This is a genomic window from Pseudomonas sp. PA-7-1E (assembly GCF_021605325.1).
GTDB lineage: Bacteria > Pseudomonadota > Gammaproteobacteria > Pseudomonadales > Pseudomonadaceae > Aquipseudomonas > Aquipseudomonas fluorescens_BV.
This window is the reverse complement of the sequence record NZ_WKFA01000014.1, coordinates 52,519-68,922: the sequence shown is the minus strand read 5'-3', so window position 1 is coordinate 68,922 and position 16,404 is coordinate 52,519. Positions and strand designations below refer to the sequence as shown.

Below are 16,404 nucleotides of genomic sequence, written 5' to 3'. Positions count from 1 at the left end.
TCAGGCTCTCATGCAGCGGGGCGTTGAATTACAGGAAAAAATCCATGCGGAAGTAGATCGGCGCTTCGCGCTCGGTCACCACACCGGGTCTTTCTAACGAATGAGCAAAGGTCACGCTGGTGCTGACGTGTTTGCCACGGGCGAACAGCTCCAGGGAGTTGCTGGACACCCGGCCATGAACGTTGTCGTTGTAGCGGTCGTTGCGGATCACGCCTTGGTCATAACCGACGCTGGCGCCGTATTCGGCGAAGGCCGGGCGCATCCAGTCGAGGGTCACCGGGCGTGCCCAGCGCACTTCGTTGCGCCAGTAGCCGCCGCTGTCGCCGGTCAGCAACTGGTCCTTGAAACCGCGCACCGACGCCGAGCCGCCGAGGCTCATGCGCTGGGGCGAAAACAGAATGTCTTCGCTGCGTTGGCCGGTGGCCAAACTGCTGAAGCTGAACGACTCGCCCCACAGGCTGAACGGTTGCAGGTAGCTGACGGTGGCGGTGTATTTGCGGTAGCGCGAATTGGGCTGACGCCGACCGAGCGGGTCACGCTCGTCTTGAGACTGGGCGTCGAGCAGGCCGATGCCGCTTTGCATGCCCAGGTCCAGGTTGACGAAGGCACTGCCGATGCGCCGACCGTGGTTGACGCCCAGTTGCAGTTCGCTGAGGCGGTTGCTGCTGGCCTCGGTGCGTGTGTCGAGGATGTAGTTGTTGGTACGCAGGTGCGCCAGGCCGACGTTGACCGAGGTCTTGCTCACGTCGTCGCGATGGATCACCCGCTCGGCGCGCAGTTGGTGGTTCTGGTTGTCGCCGTCCTGCTTGAATTTGAAGCCGTCGGTCACGCCGTAGGTGCGGTAGTCGCTCTCGCTGTAGGTGTAGCTGAAGTTCCACCAGCCCCAGGGCAGGTTGTAGTAGAGCATGGTGTTTTTCGAGGTTTTCTGGTGGTCGCTGATGGCGTCGTGGCCGCCGCGCAGCATCAGTTGGTCACCCAGGCCCAGTGGGCTGTCCCACTCAAGGCCAGCGCCCCATTGCTGTTCGCCGGTGCTTTTCTGCCCATCGTTGTTGCGCGACAGGCTGGCGCGCCAGGGCTTTTGCGCGGTGTTCTTGACCACCACGTCGCTGCCGCCGATTTGCTTGCCGGGGGTGAGTTCTATCTGCGCCTGTTTGGACGGCAGGCGGTTGAGCTGGTCCACCAGTTGCTCGATTTCACGCAGGTTAAGTGCTTCGCCGACCTTGCCGGGAAACGCCATGGCCAGTTCGCGGTCGGTCACCGTGCTGCCTTCGGCGCTGCGCAACGCTTCGAGCTTGCCTTCCACCACCAGCACTTGCAGATGGCCGGGGGAGAGGTCTTGCTGCGGCAGGTAGGCACGGCTGGTGACGCGGCCTTTGCCCAAGTAGTAGTCGGTGATGACCTTGAGCAACTCGTTAAGCTGGGATACGCCCAGACACTGGCCGATGTAGGGCTTGAGCAAGCGCTCGCGGTCGGGCGCCGGCAGGCTGTCGGCGCCTTTGAGTTCGATGGTTTTGATCGGGAAGCAACGGGTGTCGGCCGGGGTTGCCGGGGCTTGGGGCTTGTCCGCTTTGCCGGGCAGATCCTGAAGCTCCTGGAGGCGCCGCTGTTGCTCTTCAAGCAAGCGGTTCTGCCGGTCGCGGATCAAGTCTTGATCGCCAGGCGTGGGGGCGGCGGATGCACTGTTCAGGCCCATGCAGGTGAGCAGGAGGGTGCAGAGCAGTAACCGGGTCCGTGGCAATAACGAAGACATGTTCGATCCATCGAAAATCAAGGGCCGCGAAACTAACATCGAACTTCCAGCCCGCCTAGAAACGGGCGACGTGGGGCCGTTCGACTGATTAGTTTTCTAACCTGTTGATTATTAATGATAATTTTTCATCAAAAGAGTTTAAGTCGGGCACTTGCAGTGATTATTCCGACAAGTGGCAACTGTTTTGATGGCGATTCGACGAATGACTTTCCGACTGCCATTACTTAGCCATCAGATGTTCGCCGAGTTAGATTAGTACCGGAGAAGGGGGAAAAGTTCGCGGGGGTTTTGTGAATTGGATCCCATTTATCGGAATTGCGACACGTGCGTTGAATCAGGTGGGGAGCACTCGCGTCATTTTGTAGGAGCGAGCTCGCTCGCGAAAAACTCACAGGCGCCGCGTTTATTCAGAAAGCACGCGTTATCGCTGGCGTTTTTCGCGAGCAAGCTCGCTCCTACATAATGCCCTTGTCTTTGTCGGGTACCAGGGTCAGGCCGGGGCGTTCGACGTCTCGGGAGACGTGGGACTTCACTTCTTCGACGCCGCCCTCTTCATCGTTGTGAATCACCAGCACGCCGGGGCGGCGCAGTTGTTCGAGGTCGCCGTCGCCCAAGTTGAAACTTTCACTCAGGTGCTGGTCGCTCAGCGCATTGGCCTCGGCGCGGCGCTGGGCGAATTTGCGCCCGCGATGCTGCTGATAACGTGCCCAGCTGATCAGGATCACCGCATTGAACAGCGCGATCCACAGGTAAACCTGCAAGGTGTTGAGCGCAGCAAAGATAGGCGCCTCGATGCGTGGGCCGCCGTGGGTTTCAAGCATGGCGCTGATGCCTCGCGCCAGCAGCCAGATCAACCCACCCCAGGCCAGCAGTGTCAGCAGCACATCGACGATCCACATCAGTGTGTTTTGGCGAGTTCTGACCAGTTTCATGATCACGCCTCCTCTTGTGCAGGTTTGATACCGCGGTCCGGGCTGACCCAGCGTGCGCGTTTCTGATGCTGGTTGAACAACACCTTGGGAAAGCTGACCAGGGTGGTGAGCAGGCTGACCAGCCAGAACACCATCGGGTACCACACGGTCCAGAACAGGGTTTTCCACAGGTCTTTTTCGTAGCGCCGGTCGATCAGGATGCTCACCGCAAACTGCAACAGGCACACCATGGCGAGCACCAGCCCGGTGAACGCGGGCGGCACCAAAGAGCTCACGGTGATCGCCGCCGGCAGCGTGACGAATTTACCCACGGCCCAGAAGATCACCGACAGCAGGAAGGTGAAGGCCCAGCCGGTGGACAGGCAGTATTCGAACAACAGCGGCCACAGGTAGCGGTGGCGCCATTGCCAGATGCCACGGATGTTCTTGAACAGCACTTCGGCGCCGCCCTGGGCCCAACGCAGGCGTTGCTTCCACAGGCCGCCGACGGTTTCGGGCATGAGGATCCAGCATAGGGCGCGCGGCTCGTAGAAGATCGCCCAGTGATCGAGTTGCAGCTTCCAACTGACATCGATGTCCTCGGTGATCATGTCGGTGCTCCAGTAGTCGATGCGGTCCAGGGCCTTCTTGCGAAACGCCACCACCACACCGGAGACCGTGAAGATCCGACCGAATACCCGCTGGGTACGCTTGATCAAACCGATGATCGAGGAGAACTCGCCCACCTGCACCCGGCCGATCAGGGTCGAGCGGGTACGAATGCGCGGGTTGCCGGTGACGGCCCCCAGGCGCGGGTTGTCGAGCATCGGCGCGACCATGTAGGCGGCCGCGTTTTTGTCGAGCAAGGCATCGCCGTCGATGCACACTAGGTATTCGCTGCGGGCGGCCACGGCGCCCATGCGCAGGGCCACGGCTTTGCCCTGGTTCTGCGCCAGGTGCAGCACGCGCAAGCGCGGGTGTTGCAACGCCAGGGCATCGAGAACTGCGGCGGTGTTGTCGCTGGAGCCGTCGTTGACCGCGATCACTTCGATGTTCGGGTACAACTGGCCGAGGGCCGCGCCAATGGTGTCAGCGACGTTATCGCCCTCGTTGTAGCAAGGGATGATGATCGAGATCAGCGGCTCGCCGGCCAGGGTCGGCGCCGGCGTGTCTTCTTTCCACGGCCAGTGGCGTTCCCAATGCAGCCAGAAGTAAAGGCCACCGGCGATCCACAGCGCCGACATGAACAACGGGTAGAAGAACACGAAGTCCATCAGGAACTGCCCGGTCACCAGGAAGATCAGGCCCAGGGGCAAGCCCAGTACCAGTGCCAACACGAATAGAGCCAGGATTCTGTCAACCATGATCAAGGGTTCCATTGGTTGGAGAGAGCCGGACGAATAGTTTTCAAGTCCGGGGAGTTTTCCAGGAAGTTGTCCGGGTAGTAGCCGAAACTGGTGACGCCCTGGCGTTTGAGTACACCCATCCACTCTGCCAATTGCTCAGCGCTGATATCCGGTGCGGCCTGGGTGCGCCAGTCTTTGGCTTGCAATTCGAAGATGGTTTTTTCCATGGCGCCGGGGCGCGCCTTGACCGTGGCGATGAGTTTTTCCAGCCAGGCGTTGGAGGTCTTCACTTCCTGGCCTTCCATCAACGGCATCGCCATCGGCGCGGTCCAGTCGTAGGCCTGGAGGAAGTCATCAAGGTTCTGCGCGAACCAGGTTTCGCTGCCAGGGTTGAGCATCGGCTCGGCGAAGATATTGCGCGCGGTGAGTACCTGCGGCCCACGGATAGCGCGGACCTTGGCGGTGAGCTCATGGGTGAAGTCGATCAGGTAGCGGCTTTTGAAACGGGTCCAGCGCTGCATCACGGCCGGGTCGGCACGCAGGGCGGCGATGCTGTCCGGCAGGCCTTGGGCCGCATAGGCCTTGAGCGCTGCGGGGCTGGCGTCTTCGAAGTCGTTGAACACCGCATCATCGTGGTAAAGGATGCCGTCAATCGGCCCTACAAGCGCCAGGTCTTGGTAGATCTCACCGATGATCTGCCGCACCTTGGGATCAAACGGCGACAGGCGCTTGTATTGATCCGGGTCGGGGCCGACCTGGCCGGTTTTCGGGTCCCAGCGGGTGACACGCGGCAGCTTGGGGTCCAGGGCAAAACTCAGCACCGGCATCCAAGCGTACACACTGGCATGGGCACGGGTATGCAATTGCCAGGCAACCCGGTTGAACAGGTCGGCACGCATCGGCAGGTGACGGTTAGGGAAGTACAGCGAATGCACCAGGCCGTCGCCCTTGGGGTCGGCGAAGGCTTGCAGGAACACGGTGCCAGCACCCATGTCCACCACGCGCTGAACCAGCACGTCGAGGTTGCGTGCCTGCTGGGCCGGGTCGGGGTCGTACACGTTGTCCAGGTCTACGTGCAGCACGCGCATCGGCGCTTTGGTCTGCACGGCGACCATGCTGTTGGCAAAATGCTCGCCGTCCGGGTCTGAGGCCACCAGAAAGCGTGGGCTGTTCATCAGGTTGCCGAGGTCGTCGAGCCCGTCTTCCAGGGTCAGCGCCATCTCGTAGCCGTGCTCGCCGACCACCGCCAACGAGGTGCCATCGGCGGCCCCGTACGGCCACACCCATACACGGGGCGCCTTGCCGGTGACGGTTCGGATTTTGTTCGAAATCGCGGCGACGTCAGCCCGCATACGCGCCTGGAACTGCGCTTCGCTTTCGTAGCCGTTGGTTTTGGGGTCAAAGCTTCGCGTGGTGGCGGCCGGTTCCAGGTTGCCCTGGGGGTTGGCCAGGATGCCCTTGTGATTGGCGTCGGTGTGGGCGGCGATTTCCACCAGGCCAGACTGCGACACCTCGCGAATCTGCTGCCACGTCAGGAACTCTCCCCGTGGTCGTGGCGTACCGGCAAAATCCACCGGTTGGTTCAACGGCGTGTCGATCCAGGACCCCACCGGTGCCAGCAATGCAGGCCAGTGGTAGGCACGCAGAATCGGCATCACGCGGGTGTAGAAGCTGGAATAACCGTCATCGAAGCTGAGCATCACCGCCTTGGGCGGCAATGCCGGGCCGCCGCGCCTGGCCGCCAGAATCTGGTCGACGCTTACCGCCTGGTAGCCATTCTCCCGCAGCCACGCCAGTTGCTCGATCAAACGCTCGGTGCGCACCGCCACCACGGCTTGATCGGGGTCGCGATCTTCCACGTCGTGATAGGCAATGCCCAAAAAGTGGTTCTTCGGCCACGGCGCTTCGTTGGGCGCTATCGGCCGTTCGGCGGGTGGGGTGTAGGGCGCGGGTTGTTGGGCGCAGGCGGCGGCCAGCATTACACCCAGGACCAACAAGCAACGGCTGAGGACGGTCATGGTCAGGCTCTTTTAGAAACGGTAAGTGAGGTCGACGAGCAGGCGCAGATCGCGTTCGCGATCACCGTCATAAGGTCGGCTGATCAGGCTGAGGTTGGCGCCCATTTCCAGTACGTCATTCCAGCGATAGCGTTGGCCGTAGCCAATCAGGCCAATACCGCCGGTGGAGTAGTCACGCTGGCTGTAGGTACCCGCGCCGATTTGGAACTGCTGACTCCACTGGGTTTCGTAGCGGTGATAGAGCACGTGATTGACGTTGATCATGGGCAACACCGTGAAGTCCGACTTCGGGTTGAAGTACACGGTGTCTTCCTTGCTGTTGCGGCTGGCGCCCACTTCCAGGCCCAGGTCCACTTGCACATGGGGCGAGCTGTAGAGGCCCTCGCGGCCGGTGAGCAAGGCTTCGAAGCGGTCGTTGCCGTCGCTGAAATGGGACGGGCTGAGGGTCAGTTTCCACTCGCGGCTTTCGTTGGCGCGCCAGCGGATAAAACCGCTGCCGCCGTTGGCTGTGACACCGTCATTCAGGGCCCGCAACGGCGTGGTGCTGAGCAAATAACCAAGGCTGCCGCCGTATTGCCAGTGGTCGTTGATGTCGCGGGCAATCGACACGCTGGCGCCTTGCTTGGAACCGTCGCCATAGGAGTGGTTGGACACTTCGGCTTCGATGGTCATGTCACGGGTGCGACGCTCCACGCCCACGCGCTGCCAGCGATGTTGGCCAGTGCCCTCCTGGAAGTCGGCGGTGGCATAGCCGGCACCGGCGAACAGGCGCCAATCTTCGTCGATGGGAGGCGTGTAGATCACGCTTTCAATGCCCCAGTCTCGGCTGCCGGAGACGGCACCAGCGTCGTTGTTATTGCCACCACCGTAGCTCTTGCCGGTGTAGGCCTCGACACGCAACTCGGCCATGTCGTGCACATCGCGCAGGCGGCTCAGGCGCTGCACCTGACGGTTGTCCGGGTTACGGGCGAGCACGTCGTCGGTGAGCGCGTCCATCTGCCGCCATTCTTGCAAGTCCATGGCGGTATAGGCCTGGGAGACTTCCAGGCCGATATCGCGGGGAGCCTGGGTTTCGGTTTCCTTGAGCGTGCCTTCGGCGCGACGCGGCCAGTCGCGGGCGCGGTACATGTCGGCCTGGGCCAGACGCAGGCCCACATTGCCCGGTGCCTTGGCCACCAGGGCTTCCAGGCTGGCTTCGCTGCCGGGCAGGTCACCGCCATAGGTACCGGCCTGGGCGGATAATTGTTGGGCGTCCATCCAGTTGTCATTGGGGTTACCAATGGGCAAGCCCTTGAGCTCAACGCGGGGGTTTTGCTCCTTGGCCAGGTTGTTAGCGACCTGGCGAGCCTCTTCGACCTTGTCGCTTTCCAACAAGGCGTAGAACAGCGCCGTGCTGTCATCGACCCGATAGCTGGCATCGGTGTCGGGGGCGGTGAGTACCTGGCGGTACAACGGCTCGGCCTTTTCCGGCTGGCGCTGTTCCAGGTAAGAGCCGGCAACCCAACGCAACGCGTAGGTAGGTAGTTGCACGCCTTCGCCAGTGAGGGTCTGGTAATCGCGGATCACCTCGGCATGCCGTGCTCGCGCTTTGAGCGCGCCCAGGCGGTCAATGCGCCAGCGGATGACGTCGTCCTTGGCTGTGGCGTCCGGCGCCCAGCGACTGATCAGTTTGTCGTAGTCCTGCAGGGCACGGTCTGCGATGACGTAGCGTTCCTTCTCGCTGCGTGTGGCGAACTCAGCCATGCGCACACGCTCGGCGGCAAGGTCACCTTCGAGGCGGCGCTGGGTGACCGCGTCCACCAGCCCCGGGCGCTTGGCCGAGAGGCGCAGTGCCGGCTCCGGCAGCCGCGCCTTTTGCAGGGCAACGATGTATTCACGCGCCACTTCGGGTTTATCGCCCGCCCGGATAAAGGCTTGGTCGAATTCGAACAGCGCGTCGTAGTTCAGGCCGGCACGTGTCAGCGCATATCCCAGGGCCATGCGGCGATTGGGGTCATTGGGTTGCGCCGCCACCAGCGTGCGCAGGCGTTGTACCGCTTCGTTGGCTTTGCCGCCATCGGCCTGGGTGAGGGCCTGGCCCAGTTGCAGGTCGACGTTATTGGGTTCACGCAGCAGCGCCTGGCGATAGACCGCTTCGGCCTGAGCCCACTGCTTTTGATTGCGATAAGTGCGCGCCACCGTGGCGAGTGCCTGGGTGGTGAGGTTGCGATGCTTGCCTTGCGCCTCGTAAACCTTGAGCACTTCAGCATCTTGCCCGGCCCAGCCGGCGATCACCAGGTGGTCACTGACCTGGCCTGGGGTCTGGCGTTCGGCGGAGAGTTGGCGAAGCTGGGTCAGCGCCGGCGTGAAGTGACCGTTGCGGGCCTGAATGATCAAGGCATCGTAGGCGGGGTCGGCAAACGCAAGGCCTGGGACCAGCAATTGGCTGCACAGTGCGGCTCCGATAAGCAGACGCAACCGGCCTGAGGCACTGTAGGGGTGGTTTCGCAGCATGTCGTGAGCTTCCTTACACACGGAAAGCTCTAACGATAGATGGTCCTGAGCGAAACGCTTCAGGGTGTCGGCGTCTCGGGACCCGACCTAGCTTTCCTGTAGGAACTATCCCTTAGGGAAGTAGGGGGAAGCACAATTCAGAACAATTGTTCAGAATTGTACGATCGCGATTTTTTGCCCTCACACAAAACAAAAGTGGGAGCCGGGTTTGTGTGGGAGCCGGGCTTGCCCGCGATGCAGGCACCTCGGTCGTTCAGCCAGACCGGGGCGATGCTATCGCAGGCAAGCCAGCTCCCACATTTTTTACTGCATTTCAGGTTTATTGGGCGCCGCTGACCGCACCGGCTTTGGACATCACAAAGCTGAGGAACTGCTCAACGGTCATCTTCTGGCCGTTGAAGGTCACCTCGTTGTTGGCGTAGTGCAGCTTGGAAACCACGTCGGTGCCCACCAGGGTCGCCATTTGAGTACCGACCGCCATGCTGCTGACCATCTCGGCCGCCATCTGCGATTGCTGTTCGATGGCTTGCGGGTCGGTCACGCCGCCCACCTGGGCTTGCAGGGCCGCCACGTCGCTGATCATCGGCTTGGACAGGGTCAGGTTGGCATCCAGCAGCGAGACCATTTGCTTGCCCAGTTCAACCGGCGGCAGCTCCATGGACGTTGGCTTGGCCAGGTCCACCACCAGGTTGAACTTGCTTTCGCCACGGGTTGTTTTGAGCGACAGGTTTTCCACGGCCAGTTGCGGCTTGGCGGCCAGCACCTGGTTGACGTTGGCTTCCGCCAGGGCTTGCTCGGCTTCGGTCATTTGCAGCTCCGGCACCGGTTGACCGGCAGCAGCGGCAGCTTGCACCGGTTGCATCTTGTCCTGGTAGAGCTTGGTCAGCACCAGCATCGCCGGAATGTCGACGTTCTTCATGCTCACGGCCATGGCGGCCGAACCGACTGCTTTGCCCTGGTAGCCGATCTCGTCGATCTTGTAGTCGACGCGGCCAGCCAGGTTGTTGTCCTTGGTTTCGCTGGAGTCTTTCTGCTCGAAACCCTTGAGGGTCAGCACGGCTTTCTGCGGGCCGAAGGTGACCTTGGTGTCGGTCAGCTCCACGGTGTTCTGGCCGGTGTAGAAACCGAAGGTGGTTTTTTCCAGGTTGCTGGCGACGGTCAGGCCGGCCAGCTCCGCTTCGAACGGTGCGCCTTCGGCGTCCACTGCGGCAACCTTGAGGCTGTTCATGAAGCCTTCGGCCTTGACCTTCTGGCCTTCGGCGCTGCTGTCGAAGTTGAGGTTGGCGCCGGAGAAGCTCACCGAGGAAGTGGCGTCCTTGAACTCCAGGGGCAGCAATTCGATGTTGCCGCTCACCGAACGGCTATAGCCGATATTCGCCACGCCTTTGAGCGGCGACACGTCTTTGCTGGCGGCGAACCATTTTTCGGTGGTGGGGTTCTTTTCCAGTTCGTAGTGACTGGTGGCCATGACCGGCAACCACTTGAGGGTCACCAGGCGCGAGAACGGCAGCGGGCCGTGTTCGATGTGGTCGACGAACAGCAATTCGGGGTTCGGGTTGTCTTCGCCGAACACGCTGCCTTGGCCCTTGAGGCGATAGTGCGCGGTGCTGCTGAACACGCCACGGTCCAGGGACACCAGCTCCAGGGTCACGCTGCCATCGACGCCGGCCATGGAGGTCTGCAGTTCTTTATTGGCGCTCTGGATAGCGGTTTGCAGGACCGGCTCCAGTTGTTTACCGGTGTACCAGGCACCGCCCGCACTGACGGCGCCGACGGCGACAACAAAACCCAAGAAAACAACGGCTGGCTTATTCATGAAGTGACCTGATCAAATCCTGTGAGAAGTGGGCTGTCTTCCTTGAACCCTGTAGGGGTTCCTGTAGGAGCGAGCGTGCTCGCGAACAACGCATGGGCACCGCGTTCATTCAGAATGCCCGCGTTATCGTTGGCGTCTTTCGCGAGCAAGCTCGCTCCTACAGTCGTGGCCCGTGTGGCCAAAGGCTGGGGAAGATTAGCACTGGCGGGCGTAAACGGCCCAACCTTTCAGAGGGATCAGTTCAGCAGGAGTTCAGGAGTACTCCTGTTCGACTTCATCCAGTTGGTGATCAAAACTCTTCAAGCGTGCGGTCCAGGTGTACACCAGCACCTCGAACTCGCGATGTATCACGGCATTGCCGGGGGTGTCGGCCTTGGGGTCGCAAAAGTCCAGCTGGTAGCGCTCCCGGGCCATTTGCGTGGCCACGTCGGACAATTCCCGCGCGTTATCCAGCCAGTGCCTACCGTCGGCAACCTGCCGATCCAGCAGCACACATTGTTTTTTCAAGACTTCGAGGCTTTTTTCCAGCGGCGTGCCGGTGAGGTCGCCCATGACTTCCTGGAACGTGCGCCCCGGCTGCCAGTAACTGCCCCAGAAATAGCGATCGAACACGGTTTCGACACGGCGCAGGGCGACCTTGGTGTCCCAGATCGTCACGCGGGTCTTGCCCTGTTCGAGGAGTTTTTTCTTCACCCGCTGGTTTTGATACGACGCCCAGGCCACCACGCCGATGGACAAGGTGCCGATCACCAGGCAGGCGCTGTCGAGGAACACCATGGCCTTGTCGAGTTGATGGGCGAGCATGACGCCGTAAAAATACGCGGCCGATAACAAAACCAGTGCGAAGAGCACGCACCAGAAAGCGGGAGCATAAGGGTTTTTCATTCTTGGAATCCCCATGAGCAAACGCGAGCTTTGTCGGGTGAGGCGCCAGCGGGCCTCACCCAAGAAAGCATAGCAATCACCTCACGGTTTGCCGGGTTTTTCCCCTTGCGTTCGTCCGCTTTCCCAACCGCCGCCCAGGGCCAGGAACAGGTCGATCTGGCTCATGGCAACCTGGGTGTTGGCCGCCGCCAGTTGCGCACGCATATCGGTGTAGGTGCGCGTGGCTTGCAGGTCGGCCAGGAAGGATTCGCGGCCGGCCTGGAAGAAGCGATGGGTCTGGCCGGCGGCTTCTCGCGCCGACTGTTCGGCGTCGGCCAGGGCGTCGCGGCGTTGCAACACGGCGGTGTATTGGGCCAGGCCGGTCTGGGTTTCGCGGATGGCGTTGAGCACCACGCCGTCGAAGTGGGCCAGGGCGCCCTGGGTCGCGGCTTCAGCTTCATGCACGCGGGCGCGAGCGCCGTTGGTCGGTACAGTCCAGCTGATCATCGGGCCAAAGCCCCAGCGGTTGGTGGCAGGCGTGCCGAGGTTTTCCAGCAGGCCGACGGTGCCGACCGTGGCGCCGATGCTGATATCCGGGTACAACGCGCCGGTCGCCACGCCAATACGTGCCGTGGCGGCGGCCAGCTGGCGTTCGGCCTGGCGCACATCAGGGCGACGCTTGAGCAGCGTGGCGCCATCGCCTACCGGCAGCAGTTGAGCAATATGTGGCAGCTCGGCACAGGTGCCCGTGCCGGCTGGCAGTTGGTCGACAGGTTTGGCCAGCAACATCGACAGCCGGAACAGCGCCGCCTGACGCGAGGCTTCATAACGCGGTATGTCGGCACGCAGGGATTTGTATTGGGTTTGCGAACGTGTCACCTGGGTCTCATCACCACGCCCGGCATCTCGCAAGCGCTGGGTCAGTTTGGTGCTCTGGGCTTGCAGGTCGAGGGACTCGTTGGCAATCGCCAGTTCTTCGTTGGCCGCGCACACCTGGGTATAGGAGCGCACCACATCGGCCACCAGGGTGATGCGGGCGATATCCGCCGCGGCCTGGGTGGCATCGGCGCTGGCCTGGGCGCTTTCGATGCCGCGCTGCAAGGTGCCGAAGAGGTCGAATTGATAGGACGTGGTAATCCCGACGCTACCGATATTGCCTACCGGGACTTTGTCCGGCAGCAAGAAGGCCTCGCCAGATTCCTGCAAACGCTGGGCCTCGGCCTTGACGCCGGCACTCCAGCCGCCAGCGGATTCGGCCTGCTGCACCTGATAACGCGAGCGCTGCAAGTTGGCGGCGGCCACGCGCAGGTCGGTGTTGGAGGCCATGGCCTGGCGCACCAGTTCGTCCAGGCGCGGGTCTTTGTACAGCTTCCACCAATCGGCCGGCACCGGTGCCGAGACGACGTTGCTGCCCTCGCCCATGATCGGCCCTTGCAGGTCGCCACGGTTGACGGCGGCCTGTTCCGGCAGTTTGTAATCGGGCCCCACCACTTGGCAGGCCGACAGCAACAACCCCAGGGAAGCGGTTGCCAGAAGCCGCTTCATGGTTTGTCCCCGTCTTTGACCTTGTCGTCGATGATCGACACCGTCGCGGTGCGCCCGGCGATCATGCGAAAGTCCGCCGGCACGTCATCGAAGGCGATACGCACCGGGATCCGCTGGGCCAGGCGCACCCAGCTGAACGCCGGGTTGACGTTGGGCAACAGGTTGGAGCCGCTGCTGCGGTCGCGGTCTTCGATACCGGCGACGATGCTCTGCACGTGGCCATGCAGGCGCGCGTTGTCGCCGATCACACGGATGTCCACGCCCATGCCGACGTGGATGCCGTCGAGCTTGGTCTCTTCGAAATAGCCGTCGATGTGGAAGGAGTTGCTGTCTACCACCGACAGCACCGGGCGCCCGGCGGTGACGAACTCCTGGGTACGCGGTGCGCGGTCGTTGACGTAGCCGTCCACAGGGCTGCGGATCACCGAGCGGTCGAGGTTGAGTTGGGCGGAGTCCACCGTCACTTGCGCTTCGGCCAGTGCCGATTGGGCGCGGGCGACGCGGGACTGGCTCTCTTCCAGTTGCTCGCTGGGCACCAGGTTGCCCAGGCCACGGTTACGCTTGTACTCGCGCTGGGCCTGGGCCAGGGTTTCCTGTCGGTCGGCCACGGCGGCCTGGGCTTGGCGCAGGGCCAGCTTGAAGCGGTCCTGGTCGACGGCGAAGAGCACCTGGCCCTTGGTCACCAACTGGTTGTCGCGCACGTCAACGCGCTGGATCAGCCCGGAAACGTCCGGGGCGATCTGCACGATGTCGGCACGGATGTGGCCGTCACGGGTCCAGGGCGCAAACATGTAGTACATGACCATGCGCCACACAACGACGACCGCGAAACTCACGATCAACAACGTCAGGACGACACGGCCGATAGTCAAAAAAGGTTTTTTCATGTCATCAAATATCGACTGAGTGAGTCCACCGCGCCCAGCAACAGCGCGTAGAGCCCCACATTGAACAATGCCCGGTGCCAGACCAGGCGATAGAAGTGCATGCGCGTCAACAGCCCGTGCACCACCAGAAACAACACATAAGTAATGCCCATCAGCACCAGCAGCGTGGGCAGGAACACCCCGCTGATATCCAGGTCACCGATCATAAAGGCGCTCCATCAGGTAACGGCGCTTGCATCTCTGTACCGCCAATGAACTCCACACCGGGCAACAGCGCCAGACGCAGGCCGGCCAAGGCGTGCAGCAGATGCAGGCGCGTGTCGTCTTCGTCTTGCAGGCCCTGGCCATTGAGGGCGCGACGCGTGCGGTCCAGGGTCATCAGCAGACCGCTGGGCGCGGGCAAGCGTTCACCCGCCTTGAGGCAGGCCTTGAAGTAACCGCCCACGCCTTCCACCACCTGGTTGAGCAACACCCGTGGCACACCGAGGATGCGTGGCGAGTAGGCCAGCAGGTCGAGCAGGTTCAGCGCCACGCGCAGGTCGCGCAGAGCGATGCCAGTGTCCTGGCCGGTGAGGGCCAGGCGCGGCAGGTGTTGCATCAGGCGGTCGAGCATTTGTACGGCCATGTGCCGGTGCTCAGCCAGGGTGGCGGGCTCGGTGAGGCTGACGATGTCGCGCCAGCTGAAACGGGTGAGGCGCTTGGCCGCCAATTCAGCGCCGAAGGGTCGGGCGATCAACGTCCACACGAACGCGAACAGCAGGCCAACGGGCCCGGCCAGGTTGACGTTGGCGAAGTTGAGAAAGTCCGCGTCATAGGCGCCCTGGATGCTGATGAACGACGATGTGTTCACCAGCGTCAGCAACATGCCCAGGTAGAAGCGTGGCTGAACCGTAAGGGTGCCGATGCAGATAAACGGCACGGCGAAGGCCAGCACCAGCATGGGGAAGTCATGCAGGTTGGGCAGCACCAGAAACAGATACAAGCTGGCGAACAGCACCGACATGGCGGTCCAGAAAAAGAACCGGTAGATCTGCGGTGCCGGATCGTCCATCGAGGCGAAAAAGCTGCAGGCGACGGCGGCAAGGATCACGGCGCTGCCGCCGTCGGTCCAGCCCAGCAAAATCCACAGCACCGAGGCGACAATGATCGCGGTCACGGTGGAGAACGCCGAGTAGAACATCAGCCCACGGTCGAGGAACGGCGTGAGCCGCCCCAGGCGCCAGTGGCGGTAGACGGCGCGCCAGGTGTCCTGGCTTTCACACTGGATGGCGGCTTGCAGGCTACGACAGTCTTGCCACAGGTCGACCCATTCGCCCAGGCGGTACAGGGCGTTGGAGAACAGCAACGTGTGGCGGTCATCCAGCGCTTCGCCCTGGGGTTGGGCAGCGTCGATCTGGTCACGCAGCACGCGCCAGCGTTCCAGGGGCGCTTGTTCGGTGGTGCTTTGCAGCCAGGCGTTGGCCTCTTCCAGCAACGGCTTGAGCCGGTCGAGAAACTCCGGTGCGCGATGCTCGATGGCGTACACCGCATCATCCAGCGCATCGATTACCGGCAGCAGATGGATCATGCGCCCGCGCAGTTCCTTGGTGTTGCGCACCGTTTGTGGCCGCGCGCCTTCGTGAGGCAACTGGCCGATCATCAACTCAAGGGTGTTGAAGGTGGCGACCATGCCGCCGCGCAGGTTGCTGACTTCTTCTGGGTCTACCTGACGGGTGAGGAAGCGCTGGCTATAGACCTGGGCGTCGCTGAACCACTTGGCCACCGAGCCATCGAACACCGGCATCAGGCGCCGAGGCCAGAACATCGCGCCCACCACCGCTGCGACCGCGATGCCGAGGAAAATTTCTTCGGTACGCGCCTCCGCCACATCCCAGACCGCCAAGGGGTTATCCACCACCGGCAGAGCAATCAGCGGCAAGGTGTAGCCGGCCAGCATCAGGGCATAGTTATTCGCGGTGCGCAGGTGCATGGATAAGAACAGCAAAGTGCCGGTCCACAACGCAATCACCACCACCAGAATGTAGGGTGACTGAACGAACATCGGCACAAACAGCACCGCCGCCGCCGCGCCCATCAAGGTGCCGATGGCGCGGTACAGGGCTTTGGAACTGGTAGGGCCGACAAACGGGCTGGAGACGATATACACCGTGGCCATCGCCCAGTACGGACGCGGCATTTGCATGAGCATGGCGATGTACAGCGCGATCATCGACGCAGCGAAGGTACGCACCCCGTAGAACCAGTCGCGGGCGGGCGGGAAGCCAGTAAAAAATCCGTTCAAGGCGTCACAGCCTCGGCCGCTTCGAAGGCGCGCAATACACGCAGTGCCGCTCGCAGATCGTCGGGGGCGATATCGGCCAACACATCCTTGCGCAGACGCACCAATTGCGCCTCCACCGCCTGCACCAACTCACGGCCACGCTCGGTAAGGCTCAGAGCCTTGGCGCGGCGGTCGTGGATATCTTCGGTGCGGCATACGTAGCCGTCACCGCACAGTCGGTCGAGCAGGCGCACCAGTGATGGGCTTTCCATACCGGAAGCCTGGGCTACTTTGACCTGGTGCACACCGTCGCCCAAGCGACCGATCATCAACAACGGCACGGCGCAGGCTTCGGAGATGCCATAGCTGACCAGCGTGGTCTGGCAGATTTTGCGCCAATTACGGGCGCCCACCACCATGCTGCTGCTGAGGCTCATCTGGAGTTGTTCGAGGGATTGAGGCACTGGATAGTTCGCATACAGTTAGTTTGCTAACTATCAATATGGTCGATGCA

At 62.1% G+C, this 16,404-nt stretch carries 12 protein-coding genes; all 12 read right to left on the bottom strand.

The annotated features are described in order from the left end of the window. Positions 1 to 28: 28 nt before the first annotated feature. Positions 29 to 1,750, bottom strand: coding sequence for a ShlB/FhaC/HecB family hemolysin secretion/activation protein (locus GIW79_RS11965; protein WP_236454116.1), 1,722 nt, complete (start codon positions 1,748 to 1,750; stop codon positions 29 to 31). A 455-nt stretch (positions 1,751 to 2,205) separates the two neighbouring features. Then, positions 2,206 to 2,682 carry a poly-beta-1,6-N-acetyl-D-glucosamine biosynthesis protein PgaD gene (pgaD, locus tag GIW79_RS11960; RefSeq protein ID WP_034125431.1) on the bottom strand — a complete coding sequence of 159 codons (477 nt, stop codon included), beginning with the start codon at positions 2,680 to 2,682 and terminating at the stop codon, positions 2,206 to 2,208. A 2-nt stretch (positions 2,683 to 2,684) separates the two neighbouring features. Next, positions 2,685 to 4,025 carry a poly-beta-1,6-N-acetyl-D-glucosamine synthase gene (gene pgaC / locus GIW79_RS11955; RefSeq protein WP_054896841.1) on the bottom strand — a complete coding sequence of 447 codons (1,341 nt, stop codon included), beginning with the start codon at positions 4,023 to 4,025 and terminating at the stop codon, positions 2,685 to 2,687. 2 nt (positions 4,026 to 4,027) lie between these two features. Beyond that, positions 4,028 to 6,025: a poly-beta-1,6-N-acetyl-D-glucosamine N-deacetylase PgaB gene (pgaB, locus tag GIW79_RS11950; protein ID WP_236454119.1), complete on the bottom strand. Its 1,998-nt coding sequence runs from the start codon at positions 6,023 to 6,025 to the stop codon at positions 4,028 to 4,030. Positions 6,026 to 6,037: 12 nt separating this feature from the next. Continuing rightward, on the bottom strand, positions 6,038 to 8,518 hold the full coding sequence (gene pgaA / locus GIW79_RS11945; RefSeq protein ID WP_089042756.1) for a poly-beta-1,6 N-acetyl-D-glucosamine export porin PgaA: 2,481 nt from the start codon (positions 8,516 to 8,518) through the stop codon (positions 6,038 to 6,040). 319 nt (positions 8,519 to 8,837) lie between these two features. Next, the gene (locus GIW79_RS11940) at positions 8,838 to 10,334 is read right to left on the bottom strand and encodes a YdgA family protein (protein WP_236454123.1); all 1,497 of its coding nucleotides are present in this window, start codon (positions 10,332 to 10,334) and stop codon (positions 8,838 to 8,840) included. A 252-nt stretch (positions 10,335 to 10,586) separates the two neighbouring features. Then, a complete protein-coding gene (locus GIW79_RS11935; protein WP_236454126.1) occupies positions 10,587 to 11,219 on the bottom strand; it encodes an NADH:ubiquinone oxidoreductase subunit N in 633 nt (210 codons plus the stop codon). 81 nt (positions 11,220 to 11,300) lie between these two features. Beyond that, a complete protein-coding gene (locus GIW79_RS11930; RefSeq protein WP_032894227.1) occupies positions 11,301 to 12,743 on the bottom strand; it encodes an efflux transporter outer membrane subunit in 1,443 nt (480 codons plus the stop codon). After that, positions 12,740 to 13,630, bottom strand: a complete 891-nt coding sequence (locus GIW79_RS11925; protein ID WP_032878498.1) for an efflux RND transporter periplasmic adaptor subunit — start codon at positions 13,628 to 13,630, stop codon at positions 12,740 to 12,742. The genes GIW79_RS11930 and GIW79_RS11925 overlap by 4 nt, the downstream gene beginning before the upstream one ends. After that, a complete protein-coding gene (locus GIW79_RS11920) occupies positions 13,627 to 13,836 on the bottom strand; it encodes a DUF1656 domain-containing protein (RefSeq protein WP_003187469.1) in 210 nt (69 codons plus the stop codon). The genes GIW79_RS11925 and GIW79_RS11920 overlap by 4 nt, the downstream gene beginning before the upstream one ends. Continuing rightward, positions 13,833 to 15,911 carry an FUSC family protein gene (locus GIW79_RS11915; RefSeq protein ID WP_054922453.1) on the bottom strand — a complete coding sequence of 693 codons (2,079 nt, stop codon included), beginning with the start codon at positions 15,909 to 15,911 and terminating at the stop codon, positions 13,833 to 13,835. The genes GIW79_RS11920 and GIW79_RS11915 overlap by 4 nt, the downstream gene beginning before the upstream one ends. After that, complete coding sequence (locus GIW79_RS11910; protein WP_236282468.1) at positions 15,908 to 16,327, bottom strand: MarR family winged helix-turn-helix transcriptional regulator; 420 nt, start codon at positions 16,325 to 16,327, stop codon at positions 15,908 to 15,910. The genes GIW79_RS11915 and GIW79_RS11910 overlap by 4 nt, the downstream gene beginning before the upstream one ends. Positions 16,328 to 16,404 lie beyond the last annotated feature (77 nt).

Coding starts and splice junctions, on each gene's coding strand:
- GIW79_RS11965 (WP_236454116.1), bottom strand. CDS start 1,750: ATGTCTTCGTTATTGCCACGGACCCGGTTACTGCTCTGCACCCTCCTG.
- pgaD (WP_034125431.1), bottom strand. CDS start 2,682: ATGAAACTGGTCAGAACTCGCCAAAACACACTGATGTGGATCGTCGAT.
- pgaC (WP_054896841.1), bottom strand. CDS start 4,025: ATGGTTGACAGAATCCTGGCTCTATTCGTGTTGGCACTGGTACTGGGC.
- pgaB (WP_236454119.1), bottom strand. CDS start 6,025: ATGACCGTCCTCAGCCGTTGCTTGTTGGTCCTGGGTGTAATGCTGGCC.
- pgaA (WP_089042756.1), bottom strand. CDS start 8,518: ATGCTGCGAAACCACCCCTACAGTGCCTCAGGCCGGTTGCGTCTGCTT.
- GIW79_RS11940 (WP_236454123.1), bottom strand. CDS start 10,334: ATGAATAAGCCAGCCGTTGTTTTCTTGGGTTTTGTTGTCGCCGTCGGC.
- GIW79_RS11935 (WP_236454126.1), bottom strand. CDS start 11,219: ATGAAAAACCCTTATGCTCCCGCTTTCTGGTGCGTGCTCTTCGCACTG.
- GIW79_RS11930 (WP_032894227.1), bottom strand. CDS start 12,743: ATGAAGCGGCTTCTGGCAACCGCTTCCCTGGGGTTGTTGCTGTCGGCC.
- GIW79_RS11925 (WP_032878498.1), bottom strand. CDS start 13,630: ATGAAAAAACCTTTTTTGACTATCGGCCGTGTCGTCCTGACGTTGTTG.
- GIW79_RS11920 (WP_003187469.1), bottom strand. CDS start 13,836: ATGATCGGTGACCTGGATATCAGCGGGGTGTTCCTGCCCACGCTGCTG.
- GIW79_RS11910 (WP_236282468.1), bottom strand. CDS start 16,327: ATGAGCCTCAGCAGCAGCATGGTGGTGGGCGCCCGTAATTGGCGCAAA.